Source organism: Gemmobacter lanyuensis (assembly GCF_014652355.1).
Taxonomy (GTDB): domain Bacteria; phylum Pseudomonadota; class Alphaproteobacteria; order Rhodobacterales; family Rhodobacteraceae; genus Gemmobacter; species Gemmobacter lanyuensis.
In genome coordinates this window covers 135,521-160,794 of record NZ_BMYQ01000004.1, presented here as the reverse complement: position 1 = coordinate 160,794, position 25,274 = coordinate 135,521, and the positions used below count along the sequence as shown (strand labels likewise).

Here is a 25,274-nt window from a genome sequence, read left to right as displayed (position 1 = left end):
CCTCCACATCAGGTGTCCGGCGCACCCGTTTCTCCCTGCCGGACCGCCCCTCCCCGGAGCGGCTGTTCGCCGAACGCAGTCGCCTCAGGCGGCAACACCACGTTCGATGAAGTCCATCGAGGCCTTCAGGGCGGGACCTGCGTCATCCAACGCATGCACCTCGGGCGAGAAGGGCTCGTAGCTGATCGGGCCGGAATAGCCCGCGGCACGCAAGGCACGGATCTGTGCCACGTTACCAAGAACGTCGTCCGCGTCCACAAGAACGCGGTGCGGATCGCGCATATCGCCGACATAGGCGGGGGCGGTCACGCCCGAGACATGGATGATCCCGGTCAGTTCCGGGAAGATCGGACCCCAGCCCGCCAGGGCGTGGTGGAAGGTGTCATGCACCATGTAATAGGTGCCAACGCCGCCCACGGCATCAATGGCATCGGCCAGAATGTCCTTGTAGCGCAGCGAGCAGACCTCAAAACCCAGCGGCTCGACCATGGCTTTCAGGCCATGGGCCTTGAGCATGGGCAGGATCTCTCGCAGGGCCAGTTCGCTCACCCGGCGGCTTTCGCCGCGCTCGGTCGCCACGCCATCGTTGCGCGGGATCAGGCTGACAGCATCTGCCCCGGCGGCCACAGCGATCTTCATCAGGGCCTCGGCCTCGGCGGCCTTGGCGTCAGACCAGTCGTTGAACATCTTCACTTCGGCCAGCGCAAGGAAGCGCAGGCCACGGGCGCGGACAGCTTCGCCGACGCGGGCCGGATCTTCACCCTGGAACAGCGCGCCCGGCAGGTCATTCCGGAATTCCACGCCGACGCAGCCCAGCGATTTGGCGAGGTCGAGAAACGCCTCCCAGCCCAGTCGCGGCGTGGTCATGTGGTTCAGCGCAAACGGCAGCATTTGGATCGTTCTCCCCCGGGTCACGACGGGACTCACCGTCGCCTTGATGGAATTGATATTCCATTTATGGACCATATCAACCAAAAAATTCCAAAACGGCAGAGCAGAGCGGCTTGCGGGGGGCGAGGGATCGTCAAATATCGTCAAATCCCAGCATATCCCTCAGAACGGACGATTTTGTCGCAGCTTTAAATGAAAAGATTGGAACCACGTCGCAACCGGCTGGCAAGCGCCGTCCAGTCGAGGCAGAGGCGGATTTTACCTCGCAGGCCCCGTTGGTTCCGAATTGATCCAGAGATCTGCCCCGCCAGGCTTGCAACCCGGCGGGGGTTTTCCGGGTGCTTTTATTCCGCACCGCGCAGCACATGTGCCGGGCGCACACGCAGGGGGCGCAGCGCAAAGAACAGGCCCGCCAGCACCGTTGCGGCAATGCCCCCCACGATGATGGCCAGGGCAGAGAGCGGCTCAAAGGCGTAGTCGGCCTCCATCACCAACTCCAGAACCGCCCAGCCCGCGACGGCCCCGGCCAGAATCGCCACCGCCCCGGCTGCAGCCCCCATGAGCATGGCCCGCAGTGCAAAGCTCAGCAGGATGCGGCGGCGGGTGGCGCCCAGCACCTTCAGAACCGCCGCCTCATAGGTGCGGCTGCGTTCACCGGCTGCCGCCGCGCCGATCAGCACCACAAAGCCCGTCACCAACACTGCCGCCGCGGCCCAAGCGGTGGCCGTGGCAATGGCATCCAGCGCCTCGGTCACGCGGTCGATGGCGTCACGCACACGAATCGCGGTGATATTGGGCCAGGTGCTGGCCAGATCGCGCAGGATGCGGGCCTCGGCCTCGGGCGGGGCGTAGATCGTGGCGATATGGGTATGCGGCGCCCCCTGCAAAGCCGCGGCATTGAAGGTCATCACAAAGCCCATGCCGCCGGTCGCAAAATCTACCTCGCGCAGGCTGGTCAATGTGGCGGTAATGTCGCGGCCCAGCACATTGACGGTCACGGTATCACCCAGTTTCAGGCCGATCTCTTCGGCCTCGGCGGCAGAAAAGCTGACCTGCGGGTCGCCGGTATAGCCCTTGGGCCACCAGCTCCCCGCGACGATGCGGGTGGTGGGGGATGGTTCATCGGCATAGGTGATGCCCCGATCCCCGCGCACCACCCAGTGTTCGCCCGCGACCTCGCGCGCCGGGCGACCGTTGATCTGGGTCAGCACCGCGCGCAGCATCGGCGCCGTTTCCACGCGCGAGATATCGGGGTCAGCCGCCACACGGGCCTTGAAGCCTTCGATCTGGTCAGGCTGGATATCAACGAAGAAATAGGCTGGCGCGCGGGTGGGCAGGTCGCGGTCGATGGCTGCGCGCAAATTGGCGTCGATCTGCCCGACGGCGGCCAGCACCGACAGGCCCAGCCCCAGCGACAGCACGACCGACACGGCCTCGCCCCGCGGGGCGGCAATGGCGCCCAGCGCCGCGCGCAGCGCCACGGCACCACGCACGCGGCGGGCCAGATGCCGCGCCAGACGCCGGAGCCCCAGCGCCGCCAGCGCCAGCAGCGCCAGCGCCCCCGCCACGCCACCGGCAGTGCCCAGCGCGAGGGTCCAGACCCCCGACAGCCAGACCGCCCCGCCGATCAGCAACACCGCCAGCGCGACGATCGCCACCAGACGCCGCGGCGCGGGCCAACCCTGCCGCGCAACCCCGCGATATAGGGCCGCCGCACGGATCTGTTCGACCTGCGCCAGCGGCCAGAGGGTAAAGAGGAAGGCCGTGGTCATACCATAGAACGCGGCCTCGAGCAGCGGCACCGGATAGACCGCAAAGGCCACCGGGAACGGCAGCGCCGCGGCGATCAGCGGCCCCGCCAGCAGCGGTACCAGTGCACCCAGCGCAAGCCCGATCACCACCCCCAGCCCGGCCAGCACACCGATCTGCATCAGATAGCTGCGGAAGATCAGGCTGCCCTCGGCGCCCATGGTCCGAAGGGTGGCAATGACCGGCACCTTGCCATCCAGATAGGCGCGCACGGCGGCCGAAACCCCCACGCCGCCGACAGCCAGCCCCGCCAGCCCCACCAGCACCAGAAAGGCGCCCATACGATCGACAAACCGCTCCACCCCGGGGGCGGCGCGGCGCGAATCGCTCCACCGCAGGCCCTTGTCGGCGAAACGGGCCTCGACCTCGGCCTCCAGCGCCGCCAGATTGACGGTCGGGGGCAGATCCAGCCGGTATTCGGTTTCAAACAGCGCCCCCGGCACCAACAGCCCGGATTGCGCCAGATCCGCCGTCCGCACGATGGCGGGCGGGCCAAGGCCGAAGCCGCCGGTCGCGCTGTCGGGCTGGCGCAGCAACACGGCACCCAGACGGAAGTCTTGCAGGCCCAGCTTGAAACGGTCGCCCGGCTTGAGGCCCAGCCGGTCCACAAGCACCCGGTCCACCACCGCGCCCGGCACACCGCCCTCTGCCGCCAAGGCCTGTGACAGCGGCTGCGGCGGATCCAGCTCTACCTGACCCAGCAGCGGATAGAGATCATCGACGGCCGTCACCTGCGTCAGGGTGCGCTCATCCCCCACCACGATCATGGAGCGGAAATCGACCACCTCGGACACGCGCTCGGCGATCTGGGCCATATAGGCGCGCTCGGCGTCATCAGCGAAACGATAGGTGAATTCCATCTGGGCATCGCCGCCCAGAAGCACCGCCCCCTGATCGGCCAAACCGGCCTCGATGGCGGATCGCACCTGCCCCACTGCCGCAATCGCCGCGACACCCAGGGCCAGACAGGCCAGAAAGATGCGAAAGCCGCGCAGACCACCCCGAAGCTCTCGTCGCGCAAGGCGCGCCGCAAGGGACCAGCTCATGCCACCACCCGACCGTCGGCCAAGCGGATAACGCGGTCGCAGCGTTCCGCCAGTTCGGGGGCATGGGTCACCAGAACCAGCGTCGCGCCGTGCCGGTCGCGCAGCCCGAACAGAAGATCCATGATCGCAGCACCGTTCACACCATCCAGATTGCCAGTGGGTTCATCGGCCAGCAGGATCGCGGGCCGGGGTGCGGCAGCGCGCGCCAAGGCCACGCGCTGCTGTTCGCCCCCCGACATCTGCGCCGGGTAATGGTCGATCCGGTGGCCAAGGCCCACGGTCCGCAGCTCGGCCTCGGCCCGGTCAAAGGCATCGGACACCCCGGCAAGCTCCAGCGGAACCGCCACGTTTTCAAGCGCGGTCATTGTGGGGATCAGGTGAAAGCTTTGAAACACCACCCCCATGTTGCCGCGCCGGAACCGCGCCAGCGCATCTTCATTCATCGCGCCCAGATCCTGCCCCAGCGCCGCGACGCGGCCACCGGTTGCGCGCTCCAACCCGCCCATCAGCATCAGAAGCGAGGATTTGCCCGACCCCGAAGGCCCGATCAGCCCCACGGTTTCGCCGCGTTCAACTGTCAGTGTGATGCCTTTCAGAATCTCGACCGGACCAGCGTTTCCCGCCAAAGTCAGTCGCGCATCGTCCAATGTCAGAATCGGTTCACCCATGGTCACTGCCCTTCGCCTTGTTTTCTCTCTCGGATATGGGGCAGGACGCTGCCTCGGCAAAGCCCTTCTGACGTTCGCGTTATCCTTTGGAGTGGCGCATGCCGAACCTTTGAGCGTTGTAGCCTTGGGTGACAGCCTGACCGCCGGGTATGGTCTGGCCGAGGGCGAAGGGTTTGTCCCCCAGTTGCAGCAATGGCTGGCGGCGAACGGGTCGGATGCCACGGTGGTCAATGCCGGGGTGTCAGGTGATACCACGGCCGGGGGGCTTGCCCGGCTCGACTGGTCGCTGACGCCGGAAACCGATGCGCTGATCGTGACGCTGGGCGGGAATGACCTGCTGCGCGGGCTGGACCCTGCCGTCACGCGCTCCAATCTGGAGGCGATCCTGACCAAGGCGGACGCGCGCAAGCTTCCGGTGCTGTTGATCGGCCTGCCGGGGCCTGCAAATTTCGGCCCCGACTGGAAGGCGCAATTCGATGCGATCTACCCCGAGCTTGCGGCCAAGCATGGCACATTGCTCGCGCCGAACTTCATGGCGGGGCTGGGGGGCGACGATCCGGCCGCGGCGCGTCGCCTGATGCAGGCCGATGGCATCCACCCCAACCCGGAAGGGGTGAAGCGCATCGTGGCCGATCTGGGTCCGAAGGTGCTGGAGCTTCTGGCCCGCGTTCAGCCCTGAGGGGCCGGCGCTTCGGGCTTGGGGGCGGCAGGATTGATGAACTCGGCCTCGATCTCGATCTGCACGGTATCACCCACGCCCAGCGTGCTTCCCGGTGTGGGCAGACCATAGGTGATGCCGAAATCCGACCGTTTCAGGCTGCCCTTGGCGGAAAAGCCCACCCGCGCCCCGCCGGGGTCCATCGGATGCCCGGCCCAGCCGCCATTGTAGGTGACATCCAGCGCCACCGGCTTGGTGACACCATGCAAGGTCAGGTCGCCCGTGACGATGGCCGTCTTTTCCCCCGTCACCAGCACGGCGGTGCTGACAAAGGTGATTTCAGGGAATTGCGCGGCATCCAGAAATTCCGGCCCTGCGATCAGCGCATTGAAATTGACCCCCGGATCGGAAAACAGCGTCTCGACCGAGGCTGCCTTGACTTTGGTCGCCACGCTCATCGCGGCGGGGTTCGCGGGATCGAAGGCCAGATCGGCACTGAAGTCGCGGAAAAAGGCGGTGTAGTTGGAAAAGCCCAGATGGCTGACCTTGAAGATCAACCGCCCATGGGTCAGGTCAAGCGTATAGGCCCCCGCCGGCGGGTTCGGGTCTACTGCCAGAACCTGTGCCTCTTGTGCCTGTGCCCCGGTCACCAGCATTACCGCTGCGGCCAGCACCCATCCCCGAAGTTTGCGCATCGCGCCCTCATGTCTTGATCCCGCGACAGCCTTTCCCGAAGGCGGCGGGGCGTGTCAACACCCTCTGGTCAGGGCGGCGACAAGTCGCCATTCTGCCGGGGAAGGAGCCCCCGATGACCCAAGCCCTGCTGACTGATCTGATTGCCTGTCTGGGCGCCCCCCATGTGCTGACCGGGGCCGATCGGGCACCCTATTTGACCGATTGGACCGGCGCTTATGTTGCCGATCCGCTGGCCGTGGTGCGCCCCGGATCCACCGCCGAGGTGGCCGAGGTGCTGCGCCTTGCCGCGCAGCGTGGCGTGGCCGTTGTGCCTGCGGCAGGGCGCACGGGGCTGGTGGGCGGGCTGATGACACGCGGCGGCCTGATGGTGTCGGTCGAGCGGCTGAACCGCATCCGCGACATCCGCCCCGAGGCCCGTGTCGCCGTGGTCGAGGCTGGGGTGATCCTGTCGCGCCTGCATGAAGCTGCGGCCGCGCTGGACCTCTACTTCCCGCTCTGGTTCGGGGCGCGCGGGTCGGCGATGGTCGGGGGGGCGCTGTCCACCAATGCGGGCGGGTCCAATGTGCTGCGCTATGGATCGACCCGCAGCCTTTGCCTGGGGCTTGAGGTCGTGCTGGCCGATGGCCGCGTGCTGAACCTGATGAACGCGCTGCACAAGGACAATTCCGGCTATGCACTGAAGGATATGTTCATCGGGGCCGAAGGCACGCTGGGCATCATCACCGCGGCGGTGATGAAACTGGTGCCCGCCCCGCGCGCCCATGCCACCGCCACCCTTGCCGTCCGCAGCCTGCCCGAGGCGCTGGTGCTGCTGAACCGCCTGCAACAGGCGACCGGCGGTCTGGTCGAGGCGTTTGAATACATGCCCGCGAGCTATATGCGCCGCCTGTCCGAGGCGCGGCCCGACATTGGCGAACCCTTCACCCCCCGCCCCGATGTGACGATTCTGGTCGAACTCGGCGCCACTGCCACGCGCGACACCACCCCCCTGCCCGATGGCAGCCTGCCCCTGACCGACCTTCTGGAAACCACTCTATCCGATTTGATGGAGGACGGGCTGGTGCTGGATGCCCAGATCGCCCGGAACGAAAGCCAGCGCGCCGCGATGTGGCAGCGCCGGGAACTCGCAGCAGAAATCACCTTTGCCCGCCGCCCCTTCATCGACACCGATGTCGCCGTGCCGCTGGATGCCGTGGCCCCGCTGATGGAAGGGTTCGAGGCGCGGCTGCAGGCCTTTGAGCCGGCGGCCGAGATGATGGCCGTGGCCCATCTGGGCGACGGCAATGTGCATCTGACCGTCTTTCCCCCGACCGCCGATCCCGAACAGGCAGACCGGATCGTCGAAATGTTGGAGGAAGAGGTGCAGCGCCTTGGCGGCACCTTTTCCGCCGAACATGGGGTGGGCCTGTCCAAGCGCAATTCGATGCGGCGGCGCAAAGACCCGGTGGCCCTTGCGGTCATGGCGCAGATCAAGCAGGCGCTCGACCCTGACAACCGCATGAATCCCGGCAAGGTCCTGCCCTGAACGGCGGTCAGACCACCCGCACCACCGCGGGTGCCAACCCGTCGATTTCAACCCGGCAGTCCTGCCCCCGCAGGATGGGGCCGACACCTGCGGGCGTGCCGGTCATGATGATGTCGCCCGGCGCCAGCGTCACCAGACGCGAAAGATAGGCGATGATCATCGGCACCGGCCAGATCATCGTGGCCAGAGGTGCGCTCTGGCGCAGCTCATCCCCCACCCAGGCGCGCAGGCCGCCCTCCGGCACCGCCTGACCCGGACGGATTGCCGCGATCACCGCCGAACGATCAAAACCCTTGGACATGTCCCAGGGCCGCTTGGCGGCCTTCGCCTCCCACTGTAGATCGCGGCGCGTCAGGTCATTGCCGGCCGCATAGCCAAACACATGGGCCAGCGCATGTTCAGCCGGAATATCGGCCCCGCCGCGCGACAGGCAGACCACCAGCTCGGCCTCATGATGCAGGTCTTGCGTCGCCGGGGGATAGGGGATCTCTGCCCCGCTTTGAACCAGCGCATCGGCGGGTTTGGTAAAGAAGAACGGCGGCTCGCGGTCGGGATCATTGCCCATTTCGCGCGCATGTTCGGCATAGTTGCGCCCGACGCAGAAGATGCGGCGCAGGGGAAAGCGGGCGGCGCTGCCCTCGACCGGCAGGCTGGGCTGCGGATGCGGCGGAAAGACATAGTCCATGAAACGAAACCTCCGGGTCAGGGGTTCACCCTGCCCGGAGGCGGTTCATCGTGCAAGGCGTGGCTGGGGGCGTTACGGCCCGATGGCAAAGCATTGCGTGCCGCGCGCCTGAAGACGCAGGCAGGCAAGCTCGGCCTGTTTCTGGCTCAGCCCCATGAAATTCGCGTCAAAGCCGGTGGGGCGCTGCACGATCTTGCGAAGGCCTTCGTTCAGCGTGGCGCTTTCTTCCAGCATGGTCTGCATCAGCGCACGTTCCGCAGCCACACGGCTGGCAAAACGGCCGATGTTCACGCCCCAATGCCGCCCGCCCGAGGTGGAGATTCGGGTCACGACCTCGGCCTCGGTCGGCACGGGATCCGGGGCGACCATGGCCACATCGGTCGCGGTGGTGTGAATGACGGTCGGCACATGTTCCGGCTCGGGCGCAGGTACCGGTGCGGCGGGTGTGATGGTCGCCGCAGCGAGGTTGATCACGCTGCCGTCATCCATCGCCGGGACCGCAGGTGCGGCTGTCGCCTCGGCCAGCGCCCCGGCGATATCGCCCTGCATGGCGTTCACGGCCACCTCGGCGGCAATCATTTCCGCCAGCGGGTCATCGCCGCTGGGCGCGGGTTCGGCTGCAGCAACCTGCACCGGCGCGGCGGCGGCGATCTGCGGGCGGGGGCGCGGCCGGATCGAGGTTACAACGGTGGTCGAAACCCGCACTGTCTTGGCGCCCTGAACGCGGGTGCCTTCGCCCGTGGCCTCGGCCATCAGGACAGGCTCCTGCGGCGCGGCCTCATAGACAGGCGCAGGCGGCGGCACTACGGCCTTGCCCGGTTTCGCGCGCGAAAAACCCAGATCCAGCAGCTCGGCCACCTTGGCGTTGCGCTGCGCGGTCGAGGTGCCACCAAAGACGGTGGCGATCAGGCGCACGCCATTGCGTTCGGCCGAAGCCGTCAGGTTGAAGCCCGCCGCATTGGTGAAGCCGGTCTTGATGCCATCGGCACCTTTGTACATGTCCAGAAACTTGCGGTTGGTGGACACAACGTCACTGACGCCCGCATCGGTTTCCCGGCGCGAGAAGATGTTGTAATACTGCGGAAAATCATAAAACAGCCGACGACCCAGCACCGACATGTCCTTGGCGGTGGACAGATGCCCCTTGGCTGTCAGACCGTTGCAGTTCACGAAATGCGAATTCGTCATGCCGATGGCCTTGGCCGTCCGGTTCATGCGATCCGCGAATTTTTCCTGCGACCCGCCGATGCCTTCGCAGATGGCGGTGGCCGCATCATTGGCCGATTTGATTGCCGCGGCCCGAATCAGATGGCGCAACGCGATCTTCTGGCCCGGCTTCAAACCCAGACGCGACGGCGGCTGTTCAGAGGCATGACGCGTGACCTTGATCATCGAATCAAGGCTGATCTCGCCCCGCTCAATCGCCTCGAAGGCGATGTAGAGCGTCATCATCTTTGTGAGAGAGGCCGGATGAAGCCGCGTTTCCGCGTTGGTTTCATACAGCGTCTCGCCCGTGCGGGCGTCCATCACATAAGCCGCATAGGGCGCGGCATCCGACACCGTCGGTTTCGTGGCGGAACAGGCTGCCACCACGATGAACGTCGTGAGCAGTGTGATGTTACGGACGAACTGCCCAAGTCGCGAAACCACGTCGCTGCCCCTTGCCTTCGTTTCTCTGCCTCGATGTCCCGTGTTTCCGGGACTTTCCCGGATGCTATCACAGCAGGCTGTCAGCCGAAAACCCCTTAAATTCGATACAGTTAGCCTGTGGCAAGACTGCGCGAAGGAACATCTAGTGGGCAAGATGGGTAGCAGATACCAGATCAGGGGTCCACCCTGTTCAGAAGCGGCAACAATCCTCCCAGATCGGAAAGTTCACAAAACCGCTCATGGCCGTGGGGGGGCTCTGCGTGTTCCAGCGCCCAGGTCAGGTGATGGGGGACATGCACGCCCCAGCCACCCGTCTCAAGCACCGGCAGCACGTCGGACTTGAGCGAGTTGCCCAGCATCATCGCCCCCTCGGCTGCAACACCATGGCGCATGAAGAGGCGGGCGTAGACATCGGCCGTCTTGTTCGACACGATCTCGACCCCGTGGAACAGATCCCCCAACCCCGATTGGGCAAGCTTGCGTTCCTGATCCAGCAGGTCGCCCTTGGTGATCAGCACCACCCGCGCCCCGTGATCGGCGGCCGCAACGACGGCGTCACGCGCATGGGGCAAAAGCTCGATCGGGTGGGCCAGCATCTCGCGGCCCGCGGCCATCAGTTCTGCAACGACCGAGGCCTGAACCCGGCCCTCCGTCACCTCGATGGCGGTTTCGATCATCGACAGGACAAAGCCCTTCACGCCAAAGCCATAATGCCCGACATTGCGCCGCTCGGCCGCCAGAAGGCGGTCATGCAGATGAGCGGGATCGGCGTGATCGGCCAGAAGCGATTCAAACCTTTCCTGCGTCAGGCGGAAAAAGGTTTCGTTCTGCCAGAGGGTGTCGTCGGCATCGAAGCCGATGAAAGTGATGCGCGCCATGGCAGGACCCTGCCGGATGCAGGGGATTTTTGCCAGCCCCTTTTCGTGACACAGTTTTCCGCTATAATTCCGGGTCTGAACCGATCCCGAATCCGCCCGCCAACCCCGGAGAGCGCCGTGCCCCTTCGCCCCCTCATGATGTCCGACAAAGACCATGGGAATGGATCGGATGCTTCGATCCTGACGAAGACCCGCACGCGCACGCAGCGCCCGCCGCTTTATAAGGTGCTGCTGCTGAACGATGATTACACCCCGATGGAATTCGTGGTGCATATCCTCGAACGGTTTTTCGGCCTGAACCACGCGCAGGCGTTCGAGATCATGTTGACCGTCCACAAGAAGGGGCTTGCCGTTGTTGGCGTGTTCTCTTTCGAGGTGGCGGAAACCAAGGTGGCCCAGGTGATGGATTTCTCGCGTCGGCATCAGCATCCGCTGCAATGCACGATGGAGAAGGAATGACCGGCCCCGGAAAATAGGACCGGGCCGCCTTGGCTGCCCTGCTACAGCCCGACATGCGATCTGCCCGCCTTGCCCTTGCGCTGGATTCCGGCGCGATTTCCCTGCCCACCGAAGGCCGCATCGCGGTGTTCCGCCCCCGCAGCGGGGATGATCTGTCGGATCTGCCGAAAGACCGCGTGACCGTCATCACCGGCTTCCGGCCCGATCACGACTGGTTCACCGCGCGCGGCTATGCCTGCGCGACGGCGGTCGAGGGCGCCTTTGCCGCGGCGCTGGTCTGCCTGCCACGCGCCAAGGCCGAGGCCCGCGCCCTGCTGGCCGCGGCCTGTGCCGCCCTGCCCCACGGTGCGCCGGTGGTGGTCGATGGACAAAAGACCGATGGCGTCGATGCGGTGTATAAGGATCTGCGCGGTCGGGTTGCCGTGTCCGAGGCGATGGCAAAAGCGCATGGCAAGATCTTCAGCTTCCCTGCGGGCAATGCCCTGACCGACTGGGCCGGGACTGTGGCCGAGGTCGAGGGGTTTGTGACCGCCCCGGGCGTCTTTTCCGCCGATGGGCCGGATCGGGGATCCGCGCTTCTGGCTGCGGCGCTGCCGGCCAAGTTCCCCTCGCGCGTTGTCGATCTGGGCGCGGGCTGGGGGTATCTGTCGCGCCACATCCTGACCCGCGCTGGCGTGAAAGAGCTGCACCTGGTCGAGGCAGAGCTGGCCGCGCTGGACTGCGCGCGCCAGAATGTGACCGACGACCGCGCCCAGTTCCACTGGGCCGATGCGACCACCTGGCAGGTGCCGCATCTGGCGGGGTCGGTGGTCTGCAACCCGCCCTTCCACACCGGGCGCGATGCCGACCCCGCGCTGGGGCTGGCCTTCCTGCGGGCGGCGGCCAAGATGCTGGCCCCCGATGGGTCGCTCTGGGTTGTGTGGAACCGCCACCTGCCCTACGACCCCGCCCTGCGCGCCCTCTTCCGCGAGATCGAGGATGTCGGCGGCGACGGTGCCTTCCGGGTCACCCGCGCCTCCTATCCCGTTCGTCGCTGACCCGGAGCCCCCATGTCCCTTTCCATTCAAGGCAAGACCGCCATCGTCACCGGCGCCGCCAATGGGTTCGGCCTCGCCATCGCGCGTCACTTTGTCGACAAGGGCGCGAATGTGATGTTCGCCGATATCGACGAGGACCGGCTGGTCGATGAAATCGGCGCCGAGGCCCGGGCCGAAGGGCCGGTGCGGCTGTTTGCCGGGGATCTGCGGCAGAAGCTGGCGATCACCAATCTGCTCTCGGCCACGATGGATGCCTTTGAACGGGTGGATATTCTGGTGAACGCGACGCGGCAGGTGATCCTGTCCGACCCACTGGCAAGCGAGGATGACGGGGTGGAGCAGATGCTGCAGCAAAACCTGCTGGGCAGCCTGCGCCTGGCCCAGCTCTGCGCCAAACGCATGATCGCCCAGACCGAAGGGGCAGAACCGGGCACGCCCGCGGGCAGCATCATCAACCTGTCCTCGATCGTGTCGCGCCAGACCCGGCCCGAGCTGCTGGGCTATTCCATCGCCTGCGCCGGGATTGATCAGATGACCCGCAGCATGGCACTGGCACTGGCGCCGCGGGGCATTCGCGTCAATGCCATAGCCGTAGGGTCGGTGATGAGCGCGAGCCTTCTGTCCCAGATCAAGGAAACCCCCGATTGCCGCGCGGCCATCACTGCGGGCACGCCGCTTGGCCGCATTGCGGCGGCGGCGGAACTGGCGGAAACGGTGCAATATCTGGCCTCGGATGCCTCGGGGTTCATGACCGGTCAGGTGCTGACGCTGGATGGCGGGCGCAGCTTGCTCGACCCCGTGGCGACGCCCGCCCATTAAGGAACAGGAGAGGCCCATGTCCGATGATTTCGCCGCCCGCAAGGACCGCGCGGCCAACTGGTTCCGCAGCCTGCGCGATGACATCGTCACCGCCTTCGAGGCGCTGGAAGACCGCTTTGGCGGCGACCGCGCCGGGCGGTTCGAGGTAACCCCCACCACCCGCGAAAGCGGTGGTGGCGGGTTGATGAGCGTGATGCGCGGCGGGCAGGTGTTCGAAAAGGTCGGGGTCAATGTCTCGACCGTGCATGGCACGCTGGGTGAACGCGCGCAAAAGGCGATGGCTGCACGCGGTGTGCCGGGCATGGCCGATGACCCGCGCTTTTGGGCCAGCGGCATCAGTCTTGTCGCGCATATGCAGAACCCCCATACCCCGGCGGTGCATATGAATACCCGCATGTTCTGGACACCCCATGCCTGGTGGTTCGGCGGCGGCGCGGACCTGAACCCCTGTCTGGAATACCCCGAGGATACCGCGCATTTTCACGCCACCCTTCAGGCGGCCTGTGATGCCCATGCGCCCGATTACTACCCCCGCTTCAAGGCCTGGGCCGACGACTATTTCTTTGTCCCGCATCGGGGCCGTGCGCGGGGTGTCGGCGGGATCTTCTATGATGATCTGAACACCGGCGACTGGGAGGCGGATTTCGCCTTTACCCAAGACGTGGGCCGCGCCTTCCTGCCGGCCTTCCTGCCGGTCACGGAACGGCGCCTTGGCACCCCCGCCTCGGACGATGACCGCGAGGCCCAGCTGCGCCATCGCGGGCTTTATGCCGAATACAACCTTGTCTATGACCGGGGCACGAAATTCGGGCTGGAAACAGGCCACAATGCCGATGCCGTGCTGATGAGCCTGCCGCCCATCGCGAAATGGTACTAAACCGCCGAAAGGGCCGGGAATGAGCGAACTTGTCGTAAAGGCCGCCTATGCGACCGTCGCCACCGAAGAGGGCGCGGTTTTCGTTGGGTTTGTCGATGGCCGCGAGGAAAACTATGCCCTGTTCCGCCAGCCCGTTGGCGGCGGCGCGGTGTGGTTTGAGGTGAATGACGAAGATTTTGGCGCCGAAGACGCGATTGCCGCTGTCGCCACGCAAGGCACCGACCTTCTGGTCACGCTGCGGCCGGAAAAGGCGGGGCGTTTTGGCTATGCAAGCCAGGTTGCCGTGCGGCTGAAAACCTGCGACGGGGCCGAGGCGGCCTTGGCGCAGCTCCAAAAGATGGGCCTGCCGGGCCTGTAATCGAAACGGGCGCGCGGTTCCCCGCGCGCCCTTTCTGTTTCACCGCCGCAGCAGCCGACCCAGCCGCGCGATGCCCTCATCAATCTGGGCATCCGAGGCGCAGGAATAGCTGAGACGCAGCGTGTTACGGTTGCTGCCATCGGCATGGAAGGCCCCGCCGGGAACAAAGGCCACCCGTTCCGAGGCCAGCGATTTCGCCAGCAGATCGGCGCCATCCATGCCCTCGGGCAGGGTCAGCCAGATGAACATCCCGCCTTCAGGCCGCGTCCAGCGCACGCCTGCGGGCATTTCCCGTTCCAGTGCCGCCAGCATCCGGTCGCGCCGCCCGCTGTAGGTGGCCTTCAGCTTGGCGACATGGTCGTCAAACATCTCGCGGGCGACGATCTCGGTCGCGATCTGGCTGAGGGTCGAGGAGTGCAGATCCGCCGCCTGTTTCAGCAGCACCAGACGGCTGATCACCTCTTTCGCGGCGCAGATCCAGCCCACGCGCAGCCCCGGTGCCAGCGTCTTGGAGAAGGAGCCGCAATAGATGGTCCGCGCGGCCTCGATGCTGCCGGTCCGCTCGATCTCCAGCGCGAGAATGGGCGGCACGGGCGTGCCGTCAAAGCGCAGCGACTGATAGGCGGCATCCTCGACGATGGCGATGCCAAGCGCCTCGGCCTGATCCAACAGGGCGTGGCGGGCAGCGACGGGGATCGTCTCGCCCGTCGGGTTCGAGAAGTCAGCCGTCAGATAGGCGAATTTCACGGTGCTGCCGGCGGCCGCAGCCTCGGCCTTCACCGCCTCGGGGCTGGTATTGGCCATCGGGTCCAGCCGGACATAGCGCGGCTCATAGGCGTTGAAAGCCCCCAGCGCGCCCAGATAGGTGGGCCAGGTCACCATGACGGTATCGCCGGGCGAAATCATCAGCTTGCCCAGATAATCCAGGCCCTGCTGCGACCCCGAGGTGATCAGGATATTCTCGGCGTCACAGGGAATCCCGAGGTCGGCCATGCACCCCGCGATCCAGTCGCGCAACGGGCGATACCCTTCGGAGACCGAATATTGCAGCGCCGTGGCCGCCGTGCTGCCCGACATGGCCGTAGCAAAGGCCGCAGCGAAGGCATCCGCCGGGAACAGCGCCGGATCGGGGATCCCGCCCGCGAAGGAAATGATGTCAGGCTGATCGAGAAGCTTCAGCAGCTCCCTGATCTCCGACGCCTTCATGCGCGTGCTGCGCGTTGCCAGCACATCCGTCCACTGCATCGTCATCCTCCCAGATGCCCCTGTCGCTTGTGGCGCAGACTGCGCCGCGGCGCGAAGCGTGTCAATAAGCCTGACCTAACTGGTCAGGCCGAGCGCACGGTTTCAATCATGAGGCGCACGTTTTCCGGATCGGCATCCGGCGTGATCCCGTGGCCAAGGTTGAAGATATGCGGCCCCTTGCGGAAGGCTTCGACCACGCGGCGGGTTTCGCGCACCAGAGCCTCGCCCCCGGTGACCATATGGTCGGGCGCAAGGTTGCCCTGCACACAGCCGTCAACCTGCACATGGGCCGCCGCCCAATCCGCGCTGACGGAATTGTCCAGCGCCACACAATCGGCGCCGGTGGCCTTGGCAAAGCCGACATAGCCCTGCCCCGCCTCCCGCGGGAAGGCGATGATCGGCAGCCCGGGGTGGCGGGCCTTCAGTTCGGAAATGATCCGCGCGGCGGGTTTCACGGCAAAATCGGTGAAATCCTCGCCCTTCAGGCTGCCCGCCCAGCTGTCAAACAGCTTTACGACCTCAGCCCCGGCCTTCACCTGTTCCGACAGGTAATCCACCGTCGCCTCGGTAATCAGGTCGATCAGCGCGGCAAAGGTCGCGCGCTCGGCGGACTTGAGCGCATGGGCCGGACCCTGATCCTTGGTGCCACGTCCGGCGATCATATAGGTCGCCACCGTCCAGGGCGCCCCGGCAAAGCCGATCAGCGTGGTTTCGCGCGGCAATTCGCGGGACAGGATCTTCACCGTCTCATAGACCGGCGAAAGGCGATCATGGATCGCGCGCGCGGGCTTCAGCCGGGCCAGATCAGCGGCCGAGGTGATGGTGGACAAGCGCGGGCCTTCGCCCGTTTCAAACCACAGGTCTGCCCCCAGCGCCTGACAGATCAGCAGGATATCGGCAAAGAGGATCGCCGCATCAAACCCGTAGCGGCGGATCGGCTGCAGCGTGACCTCGGCCGCGAGTTCGGGATTATAGCAGAGCGAGAGGAAATCGCCCGCCTGCGCGCGCGTCGCGCGATATTCCGGCAGATAGCGCCCGGCCTGACGCATCATCCAGATCGGCGGGGTCGGCAGAACCTCGCCCTTCAGCGCACGGAGGATGGTCTTGTCGGTCATGGGTCGCGTCCTCTTTCCTGATGGCTCTGACTTGACTGCCCGCCCTGCGAAGTCAAGCGCGGCGATTGTCGCGGCCCTGCGCGATCACCCGCCGCAGGTGCCAATGGCTGCACTGCCAAAGCCCCGCGAGCAGCGTGATTTGCAGCGCGCCGAGGCCAACCGCCGCCTTGCTGCCCAGCAGGAAGGCCACAAGCCCCACGGACAGAAGCGCAATCCCGACCGAAACCACAAAAGCCGCCAGCAGCATCAGCCCGTTGCCGCCCGAGATGCGGTCACGGATGGCGCCCGCCTCGATCCGAAGGGCAAGGGCCACCAGAAGCAGGGGCAAGGCAAGGGCGATCAGGAAAGACAGGGTCATGCCGCCGTTCTAGCCGCGCCCCCGCCCCGCGCAAAGGGGGTGCGACGCAAGAGCCGTTGAAACATTGCCCCGGCACGGCTAGGACTTGGCCATGACGATCACGCTCCCCTCCCCCGCCGAACCCCTGAAGATCGGCACCCGCGGTTCCCCGCTGGCGCTTGCCCAGGCCCATGAGACGCGCAGCCGCCTGATGGCGGCCTTCGACCTGCCCGAGGCAGCGTTCGAGATCGTGGTCATCAAGACGACCGGCGACCGCGTGCTGGACCGCCCGCTGAAAGAGATCGGCGGCAAGGGTCTGTTCACCAAGGAAATCGAAGAGGCGATGCTGGCCGGTGCCATCGACATTGCCGTCCATTCGATGAAGGACATGCCGGTGGCCCAGCCGGACGGCCTGCTGCTGGATTGCTACCTGCCGCGGGAAGATGTGCGCGATGCCTTCGTCTCGCCTCTGGTGGAACGGCTGGCCGATCTGCCCCAAGGTGCGACCGTGGGATCGTCGAGCCTGCGTCGCCGCGCGCAGCTGGCCCATCGCCGCCCCGACCTCAACCTGGTCGAGTTCCGCGGCAATGTGCAGACGCGGATGAAAAAGCTGGAAGATGGAGTCGCGGTTGCGACCTTCCTTGCCATGGCGGGCCTGAACCGTCTGGGCATGGCGCAGGTCGCGCGATCGGCTATCGCGGTAGAAGAGATGCTGCCCGCCGTGGCGCAGGGGGCCATCGGCATCGAACGCCGCGCCGCGGATGACCGCGCCGCCGCGATGCTGGCCGCGATCCATGATACGCCCACAGGCCAGCGCCTTGCGGCGGAGCGCGCCTTTCTGGCCGCGCTCGACGGGTCTTGCGAAACCCCGATTGCGGGGCTGGCCCTGCTCGAGGGGGATCAGGTCTGGCTGCGCGGCGAAATCCTGCGCCCCGACGGGTCAGAGGTCATCGTCGGCGAGGCGCGCAGCAGCATTGCCGACGCCGCCGCGATGGGGGCCGATCTGGCCCGTAGCCTGCTTTCGCAGGCTCCGTCCGGGTTCTTCAGCTGGCGCTGAGACAGGCCGGAATCGATGTCGAAAAGGGGGCCTCGCGCCCCCTTTTTCATGGCTTCGGATGATCGTCGTAATCCGTGGTCAGGATGCGGTTCGCGTCGCCCTGCGGGTCTTCGAACTGCCCCTTGCGCAGCGCCCAGAAGAATGAGGCCAAGCCGATCCCGCCCAAAAGCAGCGACACAGGGATGAGGATCGTCAGAATTTCCATGGCATCACTTCAGGCGCAGGGCGTTGAGGGTGACCGAGATCGACGAGAGCGACATGGCCAGCGCCGCCGCCAGCGGCGTGGCCGCCCCGACAAGCGCAAGCGGCACGGCCACCACGTTATAGACCGCGGAAATGGCGAAGTTTTCCTTGATGCGCTTCGTTGTCTGCCGGGCAATGCGCGCCGCATCGGCGATGGGCGACATATCCTGCCCCAGCAGCACGATATCCGAGGCCACGCGCGCGGCATCGAGCGCCGTAGCCGGTGAAATCGACACATGTGCCGCGGCCAGGGCCGCCGTGTCGTTCAGACCATCGCCCACCATCAGCACGCGCCGTCCCTCGGCCGTCAGATCGGCGACCAGCGCGGCCTTTTCCGCGGGCAGGGCACCCGACACCCAGTTGGCAATCCCCAGCCGCCCGGCCAGCGCCGCCACCGCCCCTTCGGTATCACCGGAAATCAGACGGATCTGCATGCCTTGGCCGCGCAGGGCGCTGATGGCCTCGGCCGCGCCGGGGCGCAGGCGATCCACAAAGGTGAAGGCGCGCGGGGTGTCTTCGCCCGTGCAAAGCCAGGTGGCCGTCACGCCCAGATCGGCGCTGGCACCGCACCAGCCCGCGCGGCCCAGCCGCACCCGACGCCCGCGCCATTTGCCTTCGACACCATAGCCCGGCACCTCTTGCAGGTCGGTCACCTCGGCCGGGGTGATGCCCGCCGCCTTGGCCCCCTGCACCAGCGCCAGCGCCAGCGGATGCGACGAGGCCGCGGCCAGCGCCATGGCGACTTCGCTGGCAACGCGCGGATGATCTTGCAGGTTGGTCACTTCCGGCACACCCAGCGTCAGGGTGCCGGTCTTGTCGAAGACCACGGTATCCACCTCGGCCAGACGCTCCAGTGCGGTGCCATGCTTGATCAGCAGGCCCTTGCGGAACAGCTTGCCGCTGGCCGCCGTCACCACGGCAGGCACGGCAAGGCCAAGCGCGCAGGGGCAGGTGATAATCAGCACCGCGGCCGAGATATTGATCGCAAAGCGCAGATCGCCGCCCGTTTTCCACATCCAGAACCCGAAGGCGGTAAAGGACAGCAGATGCACCAGCGGCGAATAGGCCCGGGCCGCGCGTTCGGCAAGGCCGGTGTAGCGGGTCTTGGCGGCCTCGGCCACGGCGACGAGATCGGCCATGCGATGCAGGCTGGAATCCTTGCCCGCCGCAGTGACGCGCAGGGTCAGCGGGCCGGTCAGGTTTACCTCACCCGCGCTGACCACGGTATCGGGGCCGGCCCAGACCGGCAGGCTTTCCCCGGTCAGAAGCGAACGGTCCACCTCGGACGTGCCTTCGATCACCACGCCATCCACCGGCATCCGCCCACCGGGGCGCACGCGGACGATCTCACCCACCGCGATTTCGGAAATGGCGACGGTGCGCTCTTCCCCTTCGCGGATCACCACGGCGCGCGGCACTTCCAGCGCGGCCAGCTCTTCGGCGGCCGATCGGGCAATGGCGCGGGTGCGATGGTCGAGATAGCGGCCCAGCAGCAGGAAGAACGACAGCATCACCGCAGCATCGAAATAGGCGTGATGGCCGGAATTCATCGTCTCGAAGACCGAGATCGAAGAGGCGAGGATCAGCGCAAGGCTGATCGGGACATCCATCCCCAGCCGCCCCACACGGAGCGAGGCCCAGGCCGATTTGAAGAACGGCTGGCCCGCAAAGACCACCGTCGGCAGCGCAATGGCGCCGGAAATCCAGTGGAAGAGATCGCGCGTCGCATCCTCGGCCCCCGACCAGACGGCGACCGACAGAAGCATGACGTTCATCATGGAGAAGAACGCCACCCCCAGCCGCATCAGCAGGTCGCGGCCCTGCCGATCGGTTTCGGTGGCGGACAGAAGCCCTGCGTCCAGTTCATGCGCCTCATAGCCCACGCCTTCCAGCGCGGCGATCAGCGGGGCGGCATCGACCTCAGGCCCGGCATCGACCGAGACGCGCTTCATCGTCAGGTTCACGCGGGCCGATTTCACCCCCGGCACCTGCGCCAGCGCGCCCTCAACCGTCGAGATGCAGGCCGCGCAATGGGCGGTCGGGATCGACAGCATCAGCCGCGTATCCCGCGCCGCGCCCGCCTTGGCCAGATCCTCGGCCGAAGGGGCTGCGATGCAGGCCGGGCAGGCCGAGGCGGCCAGCCGGGCTTCCGTCTCGATCGGGGGGATGCGCTCTGCCACGGCCATGGCTCAGCCCTTTACGAAAAGGTCGAGCCGCTGCCGGAACCCCGTGCCATCGGGGGATTTGGCCTCGACATGCAACACCCATTTGCCCGGCGCCAGATCGACGGCGGCGGTATAGCGGCCCGCCTCACGCACGAAGTTCGGCCGCTGGTCATCGGCGACCGAGGTGGAGCGGCCCACCAGCACCTGCAGATCCTCGACCTGCACCGGCAGACCTTCGGCATCGGTGAAGGTCAGGAACAGCCCCGCGCCGGGTTGGTAATCCTGCGTCAGGGTCCAGCCGAGCGCGGTCTGCGCCTCACGTTCGGCGTCGAATTGCTGCGAGGCGACGTAGGAATTCTGCACCTCAAGGCCCGGAAAGGTGGAAATCGCCTTCCAGGCCATCAGCACATTCACCGCGATGATGATGCTGAAGGCACCCACGGTGAAGACAAGAACGTGACGTCCGGTGATCTGGGCCATGTTACTGCGCCTCTTTTCCGTTGAAGACGGTGTCGTGGTGAATGCGGGCCGGGGTGCCGCCCTTGCCTTCGTCATCGGTGACCCAAAGGCGCACCTCGGTCCGGCCCTCATGCGCGGCCTTGCTGTCAGGCAGTGCATCCAGATAGACCCGGGCCGACAGGGTGTCATTGGCCGGAACCGTCACCACATTGCCCTCGGCCCCTTCCACGCGCAGCGCCAGGTCGGCATCGGCAGTCACGGTCAGCGCGTAGTCATGCGCCTCGCCCAGCTTGTTCCGCAGACGGATGTCATAGACGTTGCGGATCGTGCCATCCGACAGGGTGATGTAAAGCGGGTTCCGCACCGGGCTGACGTTCATGTCAATGTCCGAGCGCAGGAACAGCGCCACCACAAGGCCGATGCCCACCGCCGACCAGAGCGCCGTATAAAGAATGGTGCGCGGGCGGAAAACGTGTTTCCACACGCTTTTCGGCGGCAGGCCAGTCCGTTCGCGGGTTTCATCGGTCAGCGCCAGATAGCTGATCAGGCCGCGCGGGCGGTCGATCTTGTCCATGATCTCATTGCAGGCGTCGATGCACAGGCCGCAGGTGATGCAGGCCATCTGTTGACCGTTGCGGATGTCGATGCCCATCGGGCAGACGTTGACGCAGGCCATGCAATCGATGCAATCGCCCTGCCCTTCGGCCACGCCGCCGCCTTTGGCCATCTTGCCGCGCGGTTCGCCCCGCCATTCGCGATAGGCGATGGTCAGCGTGTCTTCGTCCATCATCGCGGCCTGGATGCGCGGCCAGGGGCAGGCATAGATGCAGACCTGTTCGCGGAAGAAGCCGCCGAAGCTGAAGGTCGTCGCGGTCAGGATCGCGATGGTGGTATAGGCGATGGGATGGGCGTTCCCGGTGACCAGATCGCGTGCCAGCGTCGGGGCATCGGTGAAGTAGAAGACCCAGGCCCCGCCCGTGGCCAGACCGATCAGCATCCACAGCGTCCATTTGATCGCGCGTTTGCGGATCTTTTCCATGTCCCATTTCTGGCGGTGCAGGCGCAGCCGGGCATTGCGATCGCCTTCAACCCAACGCTCCACCAGAATCATCAGGTCGGTCCAGACGGTCTGCGGGCAGCCATAGCCGCACCAGACCCGCCCCGCCGCCGAGGTGAACAGGAAAAGCCCCAGACCCGCCATGATCAGCAGGCCCGCGACGAAATAGAATTCATGCGGCCATATCTCGATCATGAAGAAGAAGAACCGGCGGTTCGCAAGGTCCAGCAGAATCGCCTGATCCGGCAGCGCGGGGCCACGGTCCCAGCGAATCCAGGGGGCAAGATAATAGACCCCCAGCATCAGCGCCATGAGCCACCATTTGAGGGTGCGGAAGGCGCCTTTGACGCGCTTGGGGAACACGGGTTCCCGCGCGGCATAAAGGGCATGATCGGTATCTGGGCTGGACACGGAAAAACTCCGACTGGCGTTCTGGCGGCAGATATGCGCGGAAGGGCCACGCCCCTGCCTTGACCTGTATCAAAAATCGCATCGGCGATACACCTAAGCCATGCGTCATATTGGCCAAAAACATCCCAAGGGCCGGGCGGCTTGACTTTTGCGGTTGAAAACCAGGCTTTGACCGCTGTTTCGCAGCCTGTCATGCTGCGGCCAAGGGACGCATCACCGCCCGCGCGCCCAGAAACAGGAGCGCCCATGACCGAACCGGCCAACCCCAAGGACCCAGCCGAACTTAGCGCGGCCGAGATCGGGGCGCTGGCGCATCTCTACCGAGGCGAGGTCTATCGTTCCACCGTGTGGCGCACGCGGCTGGATACCACGACAAACTGGTCGGTCGTGACACTGGGGGTGGCACTGTCGATCACCTTCAGCTCGCCCGAGGCGTCGCCCCTGCCGCTGGTTCTGGTGGGGGTGCTGGTGCTGTTCTTCCTCGCGCTCGAGGCGCGGCGCTATCGTTACTTCAACGTCTGGCGCGCGCGGGCGCGCTGGATGGAGCGGCATCTCTATGTGCCGATTCTGGACCCCGTCGCACCGCATGATCCGGTCGTCTGGCGCAGCGTTCTCGCACAGGATTATCGCGCGCCGGATTATCACGTCAGCTATCTGGTGGCGGTGGCGCGGCGGGTGCGGTCGAATTATCTCTGGATCGTGCTGATCCAGTCCCTGGCCTATGTCGGCAAGCTGCTGGTTCATCCGGTTTCGGTGCCCGATCTGGCCACGTTCATCGCCCGCGCCGACATCGGGCCGCTGCCCGGGCTTGTCGTGCTGGGCTTGGGGGCCACCTATATCGTGACATGGGCCGGGCTGGCGATCTGGATCACCCGACGCGACAGTCGGCGTCTGGCCGAACGCGGGCAAAGTCGCGGGGCGTCGATGGGCTGATCTGGGGGCTGATCCGGCGGAAAGAAAAAGGCACCGTCGCCCCCAGGAAACGCGCGAACAGGATGGGACGGCGGTGCCATGCCCGGCCTTGCAACCGGAACAAGATCACCTTGCCCGCGATCCGCGGGCCGCACCTTGACCTGCGTCAAATGCCGGGGGGCGGTTTGGGCGCAAAGCCTGCGCCAGACTGTCGCAGCACCCAGGTGGTAAAGGCGCGCAGGGCCGGGCGCTGCGGGCCGGGGCGGGTAACCAGAAAATACCCCTCGCGCGCGGCATCTTCGTGCAGAACATGCAGGCGCCCCGCCGCAAGATCGGCCTCGACAAAGCCGCGGGCGATCACCGCTACCCCCTGCCCGTCGCGCGCGGCGTCAAGCATCAGATTGCCGGGCAATGAGATGATGGCTGCGCCTGCCCGCCGCGTCAGGCCGTTCTGTTCCAGAAAGGCGGTGGCTTCGGTGGTGCCAAGCTCTTGCAGCCAGGGCAGACCCGCCAATCGGGCGAGATCCGCACCGTCGCCCGGCGGAACCAGCCGGGGTGCGGCCACCACCACCACCGAAGACCGCAGGATCAGCCGCGTCTCCAGCCCCGGCCAGTCGCCATTGCCGTAGCGCAGGCCGACATCGGCCTCGCGCCCGATGTCGCGGTTTTCGGGGGCGGGGTCGATGGCAAGGTCCACATCGGGGTGGCGCGCCCGGAAATCCGGCAGGCGCGGCATGAGCCAACCGGCGGCAAAGGTGGGGGTCGTGGTGATCCGCAACGGCGCCGTCTGATCCGCGCCAGTCAGCGCGGCGATCACAGTGGCAATCTGGCCAAAGCCTGCCTCAAGCGCCTCGGCAAGGCGGCGGCCCTCTGGCGTCAGGGTCAGGCGGCGACCGCCACGTTCGACCAGCGACAAACCCAGATGCGCCTCAAGCGCGCGGATCTGCTGTGATACGGCGGCATGCGTCACCCCGATCCGCGCGCCGGCCGCCTCGATCGCGCCGGCCTCGGCAAAGGCGGCAAAGGCACGCAGGGCTGAAAGCGGCGGCATCAGGCGCCAATCCATAATGTAACCTCAACTTACATGCGCGAAAAATCTCTGAGTCGATGCAACCCTCTTTTCATGCCATATTCAACCCATCCAGACAGAAAAGGAGATGGAGATGTTAGCCTTGATTGCAGAAAGCCTGATGGTAGCCACCCGCACCACCCCGCCGCGCGACACGACGCCGCCCAGCCCCCGGACGCGCTGATCATGCAGGATGAACAGTAAAGGCCCCCGGATCGCTCCGGGGGCCTTTTGCATTTTGAAGGAAGGGGTGGGGCGATTACTCGCCGCCGCCCAGACCATGCACATAGACCGCAACGGCGCGAATCTCGTCTTCCGACAGGCGGGCATTCCAGTTCGGCATGACGCCGAAACGGGCCTTGGTGACGGTTTCCGTGATCTTGGCGCGATCGCCACCATAGAGCCAGACGGCATCGGTCAGGTTCGGCGCGCCCTGCGTGCGGTCACCCAGACCCTGTTCACCGTGGCAGGCCACGCAGTTTTCCGCAAAGATCTGTGCGCCAGCGGTGGCCTTGGTCGCGTCATGCTCTTGCTTGGACAGCTGCAGCACATATTCGACCACCTCGCCGATCTGGGTCGGCTCAAGCAAACCATCGGTGCCGAAGGCGGGCATCTGCGAATAGCGCGCGTCAGGATCGGTGGTGTTGCGGATGCCGTGGGTGATGGTGGTATGGATCGCCTCCATATCGCCCCCCCAGAGCCAGTCGTCGTCGAGCAGGTTCGGGAAGCCCCCGGCCTGCACGCCCGCCGCACCGGCACCGTGGCACTGGGCACACCAGGTCTTGAACACGGCGGCCCCGGCGGCCTTGGCGTAACCGCCAAGTTCGGGATCGGCGGCAATCGCGTTCAGGTCGGCGGCCACCAGCTTGGCCTTGATCGGGGCGTTGGCATCGTCAAAGCGCTTGATCTCTTCGGCGACGGCCAGACGGGTATCCCCGGAGGCCGACTGCCCCACCATCCCCTGCGTGGCCTGCGTCAGCAGCGGCCAGGCGGGGTAGTAGATCGAATAGCCGACAGCCCAGATGATGGTCAGGTAGAAGGTCCACAGCCACCAGCGCGGCAGCGGATTGTTGAGCTCGGCAATGCCGTCCCATTCGTGGCCGGTGGTTTCGACGTCACCGACCTTCTTCACTTGCTTGGCGCACATC

At 66.0% G+C, this 25,274-nt stretch carries 25 protein-coding genes; 9 read left to right on the top strand and 16 right to left on the bottom strand.

Annotated features, from left to right (window positions below; genetic code table 11):
- Positions 1 to 84 precede the first annotated feature (84 nt).
- The 3 genes from IE101_RS09180 to IE101_RS09170 all read right to left on the bottom strand — a co-directional run bounded on the left by IE101_RS09180 (position 85) and on the right by IE101_RS09170 (position 4,414).
- Positions 85 to 891: a TIM barrel protein gene (locus tag IE101_RS09180; protein ID WP_229804073.1), complete on the bottom strand. Its 807-nt coding sequence runs from the start codon at positions 889 to 891 to the stop codon at positions 85 to 87.
- Positions 892 to 1,235: 344 nt separating this feature from the next.
- Positions 1,236 to 3,746 carry an ABC transporter permease gene (locus IE101_RS09175; protein WP_189633526.1) on the bottom strand — a complete coding sequence of 837 codons (2,511 nt, stop codon included), beginning with the start codon at positions 3,744 to 3,746 and terminating at the stop codon, positions 1,236 to 1,238.
- The gene (locus IE101_RS09170) at positions 3,743 to 4,414 is read right to left on the bottom strand and encodes an ABC transporter ATP-binding protein (RefSeq protein ID WP_189633525.1); all 672 of its coding nucleotides are present in this window, start codon (positions 4,412 to 4,414) and stop codon (positions 3,743 to 3,745) included. The genes IE101_RS09175 and IE101_RS09170 overlap by 4 nt, the downstream gene beginning before the upstream one ends.
- Between IE101_RS09170 and IE101_RS09165 the strand changes: the two genes are divergently transcribed.
- Complete coding sequence (locus IE101_RS09165) at positions 4,413 to 5,093, top strand: arylesterase (RefSeq protein ID WP_189633524.1); 681 nt, start codon at positions 4,413 to 4,415, stop codon at positions 5,091 to 5,093. The genes IE101_RS09170 and IE101_RS09165 overlap by 2 nt on opposite strands.
- Here IE101_RS09165 and IE101_RS09160 read toward each other — a convergent pair.
- Entirely contained in the window at positions 5,084 to 5,767 is a 684-nt protein-coding gene (locus IE101_RS09160; RefSeq protein WP_189633523.1) for a YceI family protein, read from the bottom strand. The genes IE101_RS09165 and IE101_RS09160 overlap by 10 nt on opposite strands.
- A 113-nt stretch (positions 5,768 to 5,880) precedes the next feature.
- On the opposite strand from IE101_RS09160, the gene IE101_RS09155 reads away from it, so the two are divergent.
- Positions 5,881 to 7,293 (top strand): FAD-binding oxidoreductase, encoded by a 1,413-nt coding sequence (locus tag IE101_RS09155; protein ID WP_189633522.1) that lies wholly within the window; start codon positions 5,881 to 5,883, stop codon positions 7,291 to 7,293.
- A 7-nt stretch (positions 7,294 to 7,300) separates the two neighbouring features.
- Here IE101_RS09155 and IE101_RS09150 read toward each other — a convergent pair whose 3' ends face one another.
- From IE101_RS09150 to IE101_RS09140, 3 genes are all read right to left on the bottom strand, one after another.
- Positions 7,301 to 7,978 carry a fumarylacetoacetate hydrolase family protein gene (locus IE101_RS09150; RefSeq protein ID WP_189633521.1) on the bottom strand — a complete coding sequence of 226 codons (678 nt, stop codon included), beginning with the start codon at positions 7,976 to 7,978 and terminating at the stop codon, positions 7,301 to 7,303.
- A 72-nt stretch (positions 7,979 to 8,050) separates the two neighbouring features.
- A complete protein-coding gene (locus tag IE101_RS09145; protein ID WP_189633520.1) occupies positions 8,051 to 9,628 on the bottom strand; it encodes a D-alanyl-D-alanine carboxypeptidase family protein in 1,578 nt (525 codons plus the stop codon).
- A gap of 173 nt (positions 9,629 to 9,801) precedes the next feature.
- Entirely contained in the window at positions 9,802 to 10,506 is a 705-nt protein-coding gene (locus tag IE101_RS09140; protein WP_189633519.1) for an HAD family hydrolase, read from the bottom strand.
- 138 nt (positions 10,507 to 10,644) lie between these two features.
- On the opposite strand from IE101_RS09140, the gene clpS reads away from it, so the two are divergent.
- From clpS to IE101_RS09115, 5 genes are read left to right on the top strand one after another with little or no spacing between them, the layout of a single operon-like run.
- Positions 10,645 to 10,965, top strand: a complete 321-nt coding sequence (gene clpS / locus IE101_RS09135; protein WP_189633623.1) for an ATP-dependent Clp protease adapter ClpS — start codon at positions 10,645 to 10,647, stop codon at positions 10,963 to 10,965.
- A gap of 53 nt (positions 10,966 to 11,018) precedes the next feature.
- Entirely contained in the window at positions 11,019 to 12,002 is a 984-nt protein-coding gene (locus IE101_RS09130) for a class I SAM-dependent methyltransferase (protein WP_189633622.1), read from the top strand.
- Between the two features lie 12 nt (positions 12,003 to 12,014).
- The gene (locus tag IE101_RS09125; protein ID WP_189633518.1) at positions 12,015 to 12,821 is read left to right on the top strand and encodes an SDR family NAD(P)-dependent oxidoreductase; all 807 of its coding nucleotides are present in this window, start codon (positions 12,015 to 12,017) and stop codon (positions 12,819 to 12,821) included.
- A gap of 16 nt (positions 12,822 to 12,837) precedes the next feature.
- Complete coding sequence (gene hemF, locus IE101_RS09120; protein WP_189633517.1) at positions 12,838 to 13,698, top strand: oxygen-dependent coproporphyrinogen oxidase; 861 nt, start codon at positions 12,838 to 12,840, stop codon at positions 13,696 to 13,698.
- Between the two features lie 19 nt (positions 13,699 to 13,717).
- Complete coding sequence (locus IE101_RS09115; protein ID WP_189633516.1) at positions 13,718 to 14,056, top strand: hypothetical protein; 339 nt, start codon at positions 13,718 to 13,720, stop codon at positions 14,054 to 14,056.
- Between the two features lie 39 nt (positions 14,057 to 14,095).
- Here IE101_RS09115 and IE101_RS09110 read toward each other — a convergent pair whose 3' ends face one another.
- From IE101_RS09110 to IE101_RS09100, 3 genes are all read right to left on the bottom strand, one after another.
- Positions 14,096 to 15,301 carry an aminotransferase-like domain-containing protein gene (locus IE101_RS09110; protein ID WP_189633515.1) on the bottom strand — a complete coding sequence of 402 codons (1,206 nt, stop codon included), beginning with the start codon at positions 15,299 to 15,301 and terminating at the stop codon, positions 14,096 to 14,098.
- 83 nt (positions 15,302 to 15,384) lie between these two features.
- Positions 15,385 to 16,416, bottom strand: coding sequence for a uroporphyrinogen decarboxylase (hemE, locus tag IE101_RS09105; RefSeq protein ID WP_189633514.1), 1,032 nt, complete (start codon positions 16,414 to 16,416; stop codon positions 15,385 to 15,387).
- A gap of 52 nt (positions 16,417 to 16,468) precedes the next feature.
- Positions 16,469 to 16,774, bottom strand: coding sequence for a hypothetical protein (locus tag IE101_RS09100; RefSeq protein ID WP_189633513.1), 306 nt, complete (start codon positions 16,772 to 16,774; stop codon positions 16,469 to 16,471).
- Positions 16,775 to 16,865: 91 nt separating this feature from the next.
- Between IE101_RS09100 and hemC the strand changes: the two genes are divergently transcribed.
- Positions 16,866 to 17,810, top strand: a complete 945-nt coding sequence (gene hemC / locus IE101_RS09095) for a hydroxymethylbilane synthase (RefSeq protein WP_189633512.1) — start codon at positions 16,866 to 16,868, stop codon at positions 17,808 to 17,810.
- 46 nt (positions 17,811 to 17,856) lie between these two features.
- Here hemC and ccoS read toward each other — a convergent pair whose 3' ends face one another.
- From ccoS to ccoG, 4 genes are read right to left on the bottom strand one after another with little or no spacing between them, the layout of a single operon-like run.
- Positions 17,857 to 18,015, bottom strand: coding sequence for a cbb3-type cytochrome oxidase assembly protein CcoS (ccoS, locus tag IE101_RS09090; protein ID WP_189633511.1), 159 nt, complete (start codon positions 18,013 to 18,015; stop codon positions 17,857 to 17,859).
- Positions 18,016 to 18,019: 4 nt separating this feature from the next.
- On the bottom strand, positions 18,020 to 20,239 hold the full coding sequence (locus tag IE101_RS09085; RefSeq protein WP_189633510.1) for a heavy metal translocating P-type ATPase: 2,220 nt from the start codon (positions 20,237 to 20,239) through the stop codon (positions 18,020 to 18,022).
- Positions 20,240 to 20,242: 3 nt separating this feature from the next.
- Entirely contained in the window at positions 20,243 to 20,698 is a 456-nt protein-coding gene (locus IE101_RS09080) for a FixH family protein (RefSeq protein WP_189633509.1), read from the bottom strand.
- A 1-nt stretch (position 20,699) separates the two neighbouring features.
- Complete coding sequence (gene ccoG / locus IE101_RS09075) at positions 20,700 to 22,145, bottom strand: cytochrome c oxidase accessory protein CcoG (RefSeq protein ID WP_189633508.1); 1,446 nt, start codon at positions 22,143 to 22,145, stop codon at positions 20,700 to 20,702.
- 246 nt (positions 22,146 to 22,391) lie between these two features.
- Here ccoG and IE101_RS09070 point away from each other — a divergent pair, with 246 nt between their 5' ends.
- Positions 22,392 to 23,078: a DUF2270 domain-containing protein gene (locus IE101_RS09070; RefSeq protein ID WP_189633507.1), complete on the top strand. Its 687-nt coding sequence runs from the start codon at positions 22,392 to 22,394 to the stop codon at positions 23,076 to 23,078.
- A 145-nt stretch (positions 23,079 to 23,223) separates the two neighbouring features.
- On the opposite strand, the gene IE101_RS09065 is transcribed toward IE101_RS09070, so the two are convergent.
- Complete coding sequence (locus tag IE101_RS09065; protein WP_189633506.1) at positions 23,224 to 24,123, bottom strand: LysR family transcriptional regulator; 900 nt, start codon at positions 24,121 to 24,123, stop codon at positions 23,224 to 23,226.
- A gap of 262 nt (positions 24,124 to 24,385) precedes the next feature.
- A complete protein-coding gene (gene ccoP / locus IE101_RS09060; RefSeq protein ID WP_189633505.1) occupies positions 24,386 to 25,273 on the bottom strand; it encodes a cytochrome-c oxidase, cbb3-type subunit III in 888 nt (295 codons plus the stop codon).
- Between the last annotated feature and the right edge of the window lies 1 nt (position 25,274).

Coding starts and splice junctions, on each gene's coding strand:
- IE101_RS09140 (WP_189633519.1), bottom strand. CDS start 10,506: ATGGCGCGCATCACTTTCATCGGCTTCGATGCCGACGACACCCTCTGG.
- IE101_RS09100 (WP_189633513.1), bottom strand. CDS start 16,774: ATGACCCTGTCTTTCCTGATCGCCCTTGCCTTGCCCCTGCTTCTGGTG.
- IE101_RS09085 (WP_189633510.1), bottom strand. CDS start 20,239: ATGGCCGTGGCAGAGCGCATCCCCCCGATCGAGACGGAAGCCCGGCTG.
- IE101_RS09180 (WP_229804073.1), bottom strand. CDS start 891: ATGCTGCCGTTTGCGCTGAACCACATGACCACGCCGCGACTGGGCTGG.
- hemC (WP_189633512.1), top strand. CDS start 16,866: ATGACGATCACGCTCCCCTCCCCCGCCGAACCCCTGAAGATCGGCACC.
- IE101_RS09150 (WP_189633521.1), bottom strand. CDS start 7,978: ATGGACTATGTCTTTCCGCCGCATCCGCAGCCCAGCCTGCCGGTCGAG.
- IE101_RS09110 (WP_189633515.1), bottom strand. CDS start 15,301: ATGCAGTGGACGGATGTGCTGGCAACGCGCAGCACGCGCATGAAGGCG.
- IE101_RS09165 (WP_189633524.1), top strand. CDS start 4,413: ATGGTCACTGCCCTTCGCCTTGTTTTCTCTCTCGGATATGGGGCAGGA.
- IE101_RS09115 (WP_189633516.1), top strand. CDS start 13,718: ATGAGCGAACTTGTCGTAAAGGCCGCCTATGCGACCGTCGCCACCGAA.
- hemE (WP_189633514.1), bottom strand. CDS start 16,416: ATGACCGACAAGACCATCCTCCGTGCGCTGAAGGGCGAGGTTCTGCCG.
- IE101_RS09065 (WP_189633506.1), bottom strand. CDS start 24,123: ATGGATTGGCGCCTGATGCCGCCGCTTTCAGCCCTGCGTGCCTTTGCC.
- IE101_RS09160 (WP_189633523.1), bottom strand. CDS start 5,767: ATGCGCAAACTTCGGGGATGGGTGCTGGCCGCAGCGGTAATGCTGGTG.
- ccoP (WP_189633505.1), bottom strand. CDS start 25,273: ATGTGCGCCAAGCAAGTGAAGAAGGTCGGTGACGTCGAAACCACCGGC.
- hemF (WP_189633517.1), top strand. CDS start 12,838: ATGTCCGATGATTTCGCCGCCCGCAAGGACCGCGCGGCCAACTGGTTC.
- IE101_RS09175 (WP_189633526.1), bottom strand. CDS start 3,746: ATGAGCTGGTCCCTTGCGGCGCGCCTTGCGCGACGAGAGCTTCGGGGT.
- IE101_RS09170 (WP_189633525.1), bottom strand. CDS start 4,414: ATGGGTGAACCGATTCTGACATTGGACGATGCGCGACTGACTTTGGCG.
- IE101_RS09125 (WP_189633518.1), top strand. CDS start 12,015: ATGTCCCTTTCCATTCAAGGCAAGACCGCCATCGTCACCGGCGCCGCC.
- IE101_RS09070 (WP_189633507.1), top strand. CDS start 22,392: ATGACCGAACCGGCCAACCCCAAGGACCCAGCCGAACTTAGCGCGGCC.
- IE101_RS09155 (WP_189633522.1), top strand. CDS start 5,881: ATGACCCAAGCCCTGCTGACTGATCTGATTGCCTGTCTGGGCGCCCCC.
- clpS (WP_189633623.1), top strand. CDS start 10,645: ATGTCCGACAAAGACCATGGGAATGGATCGGATGCTTCGATCCTGACG.
- IE101_RS09130 (WP_189633622.1), top strand. CDS start 11,019: ATGCGATCTGCCCGCCTTGCCCTTGCGCTGGATTCCGGCGCGATTTCC.
- ccoS (WP_189633511.1), bottom strand. CDS start 18,015: ATGGAAATTCTGACGATCCTCATCCCTGTGTCGCTGCTTTTGGGCGGG.
- IE101_RS09080 (WP_189633509.1), bottom strand. CDS start 20,698: ATGGCCCAGATCACCGGACGTCACGTTCTTGTCTTCACCGTGGGTGCC.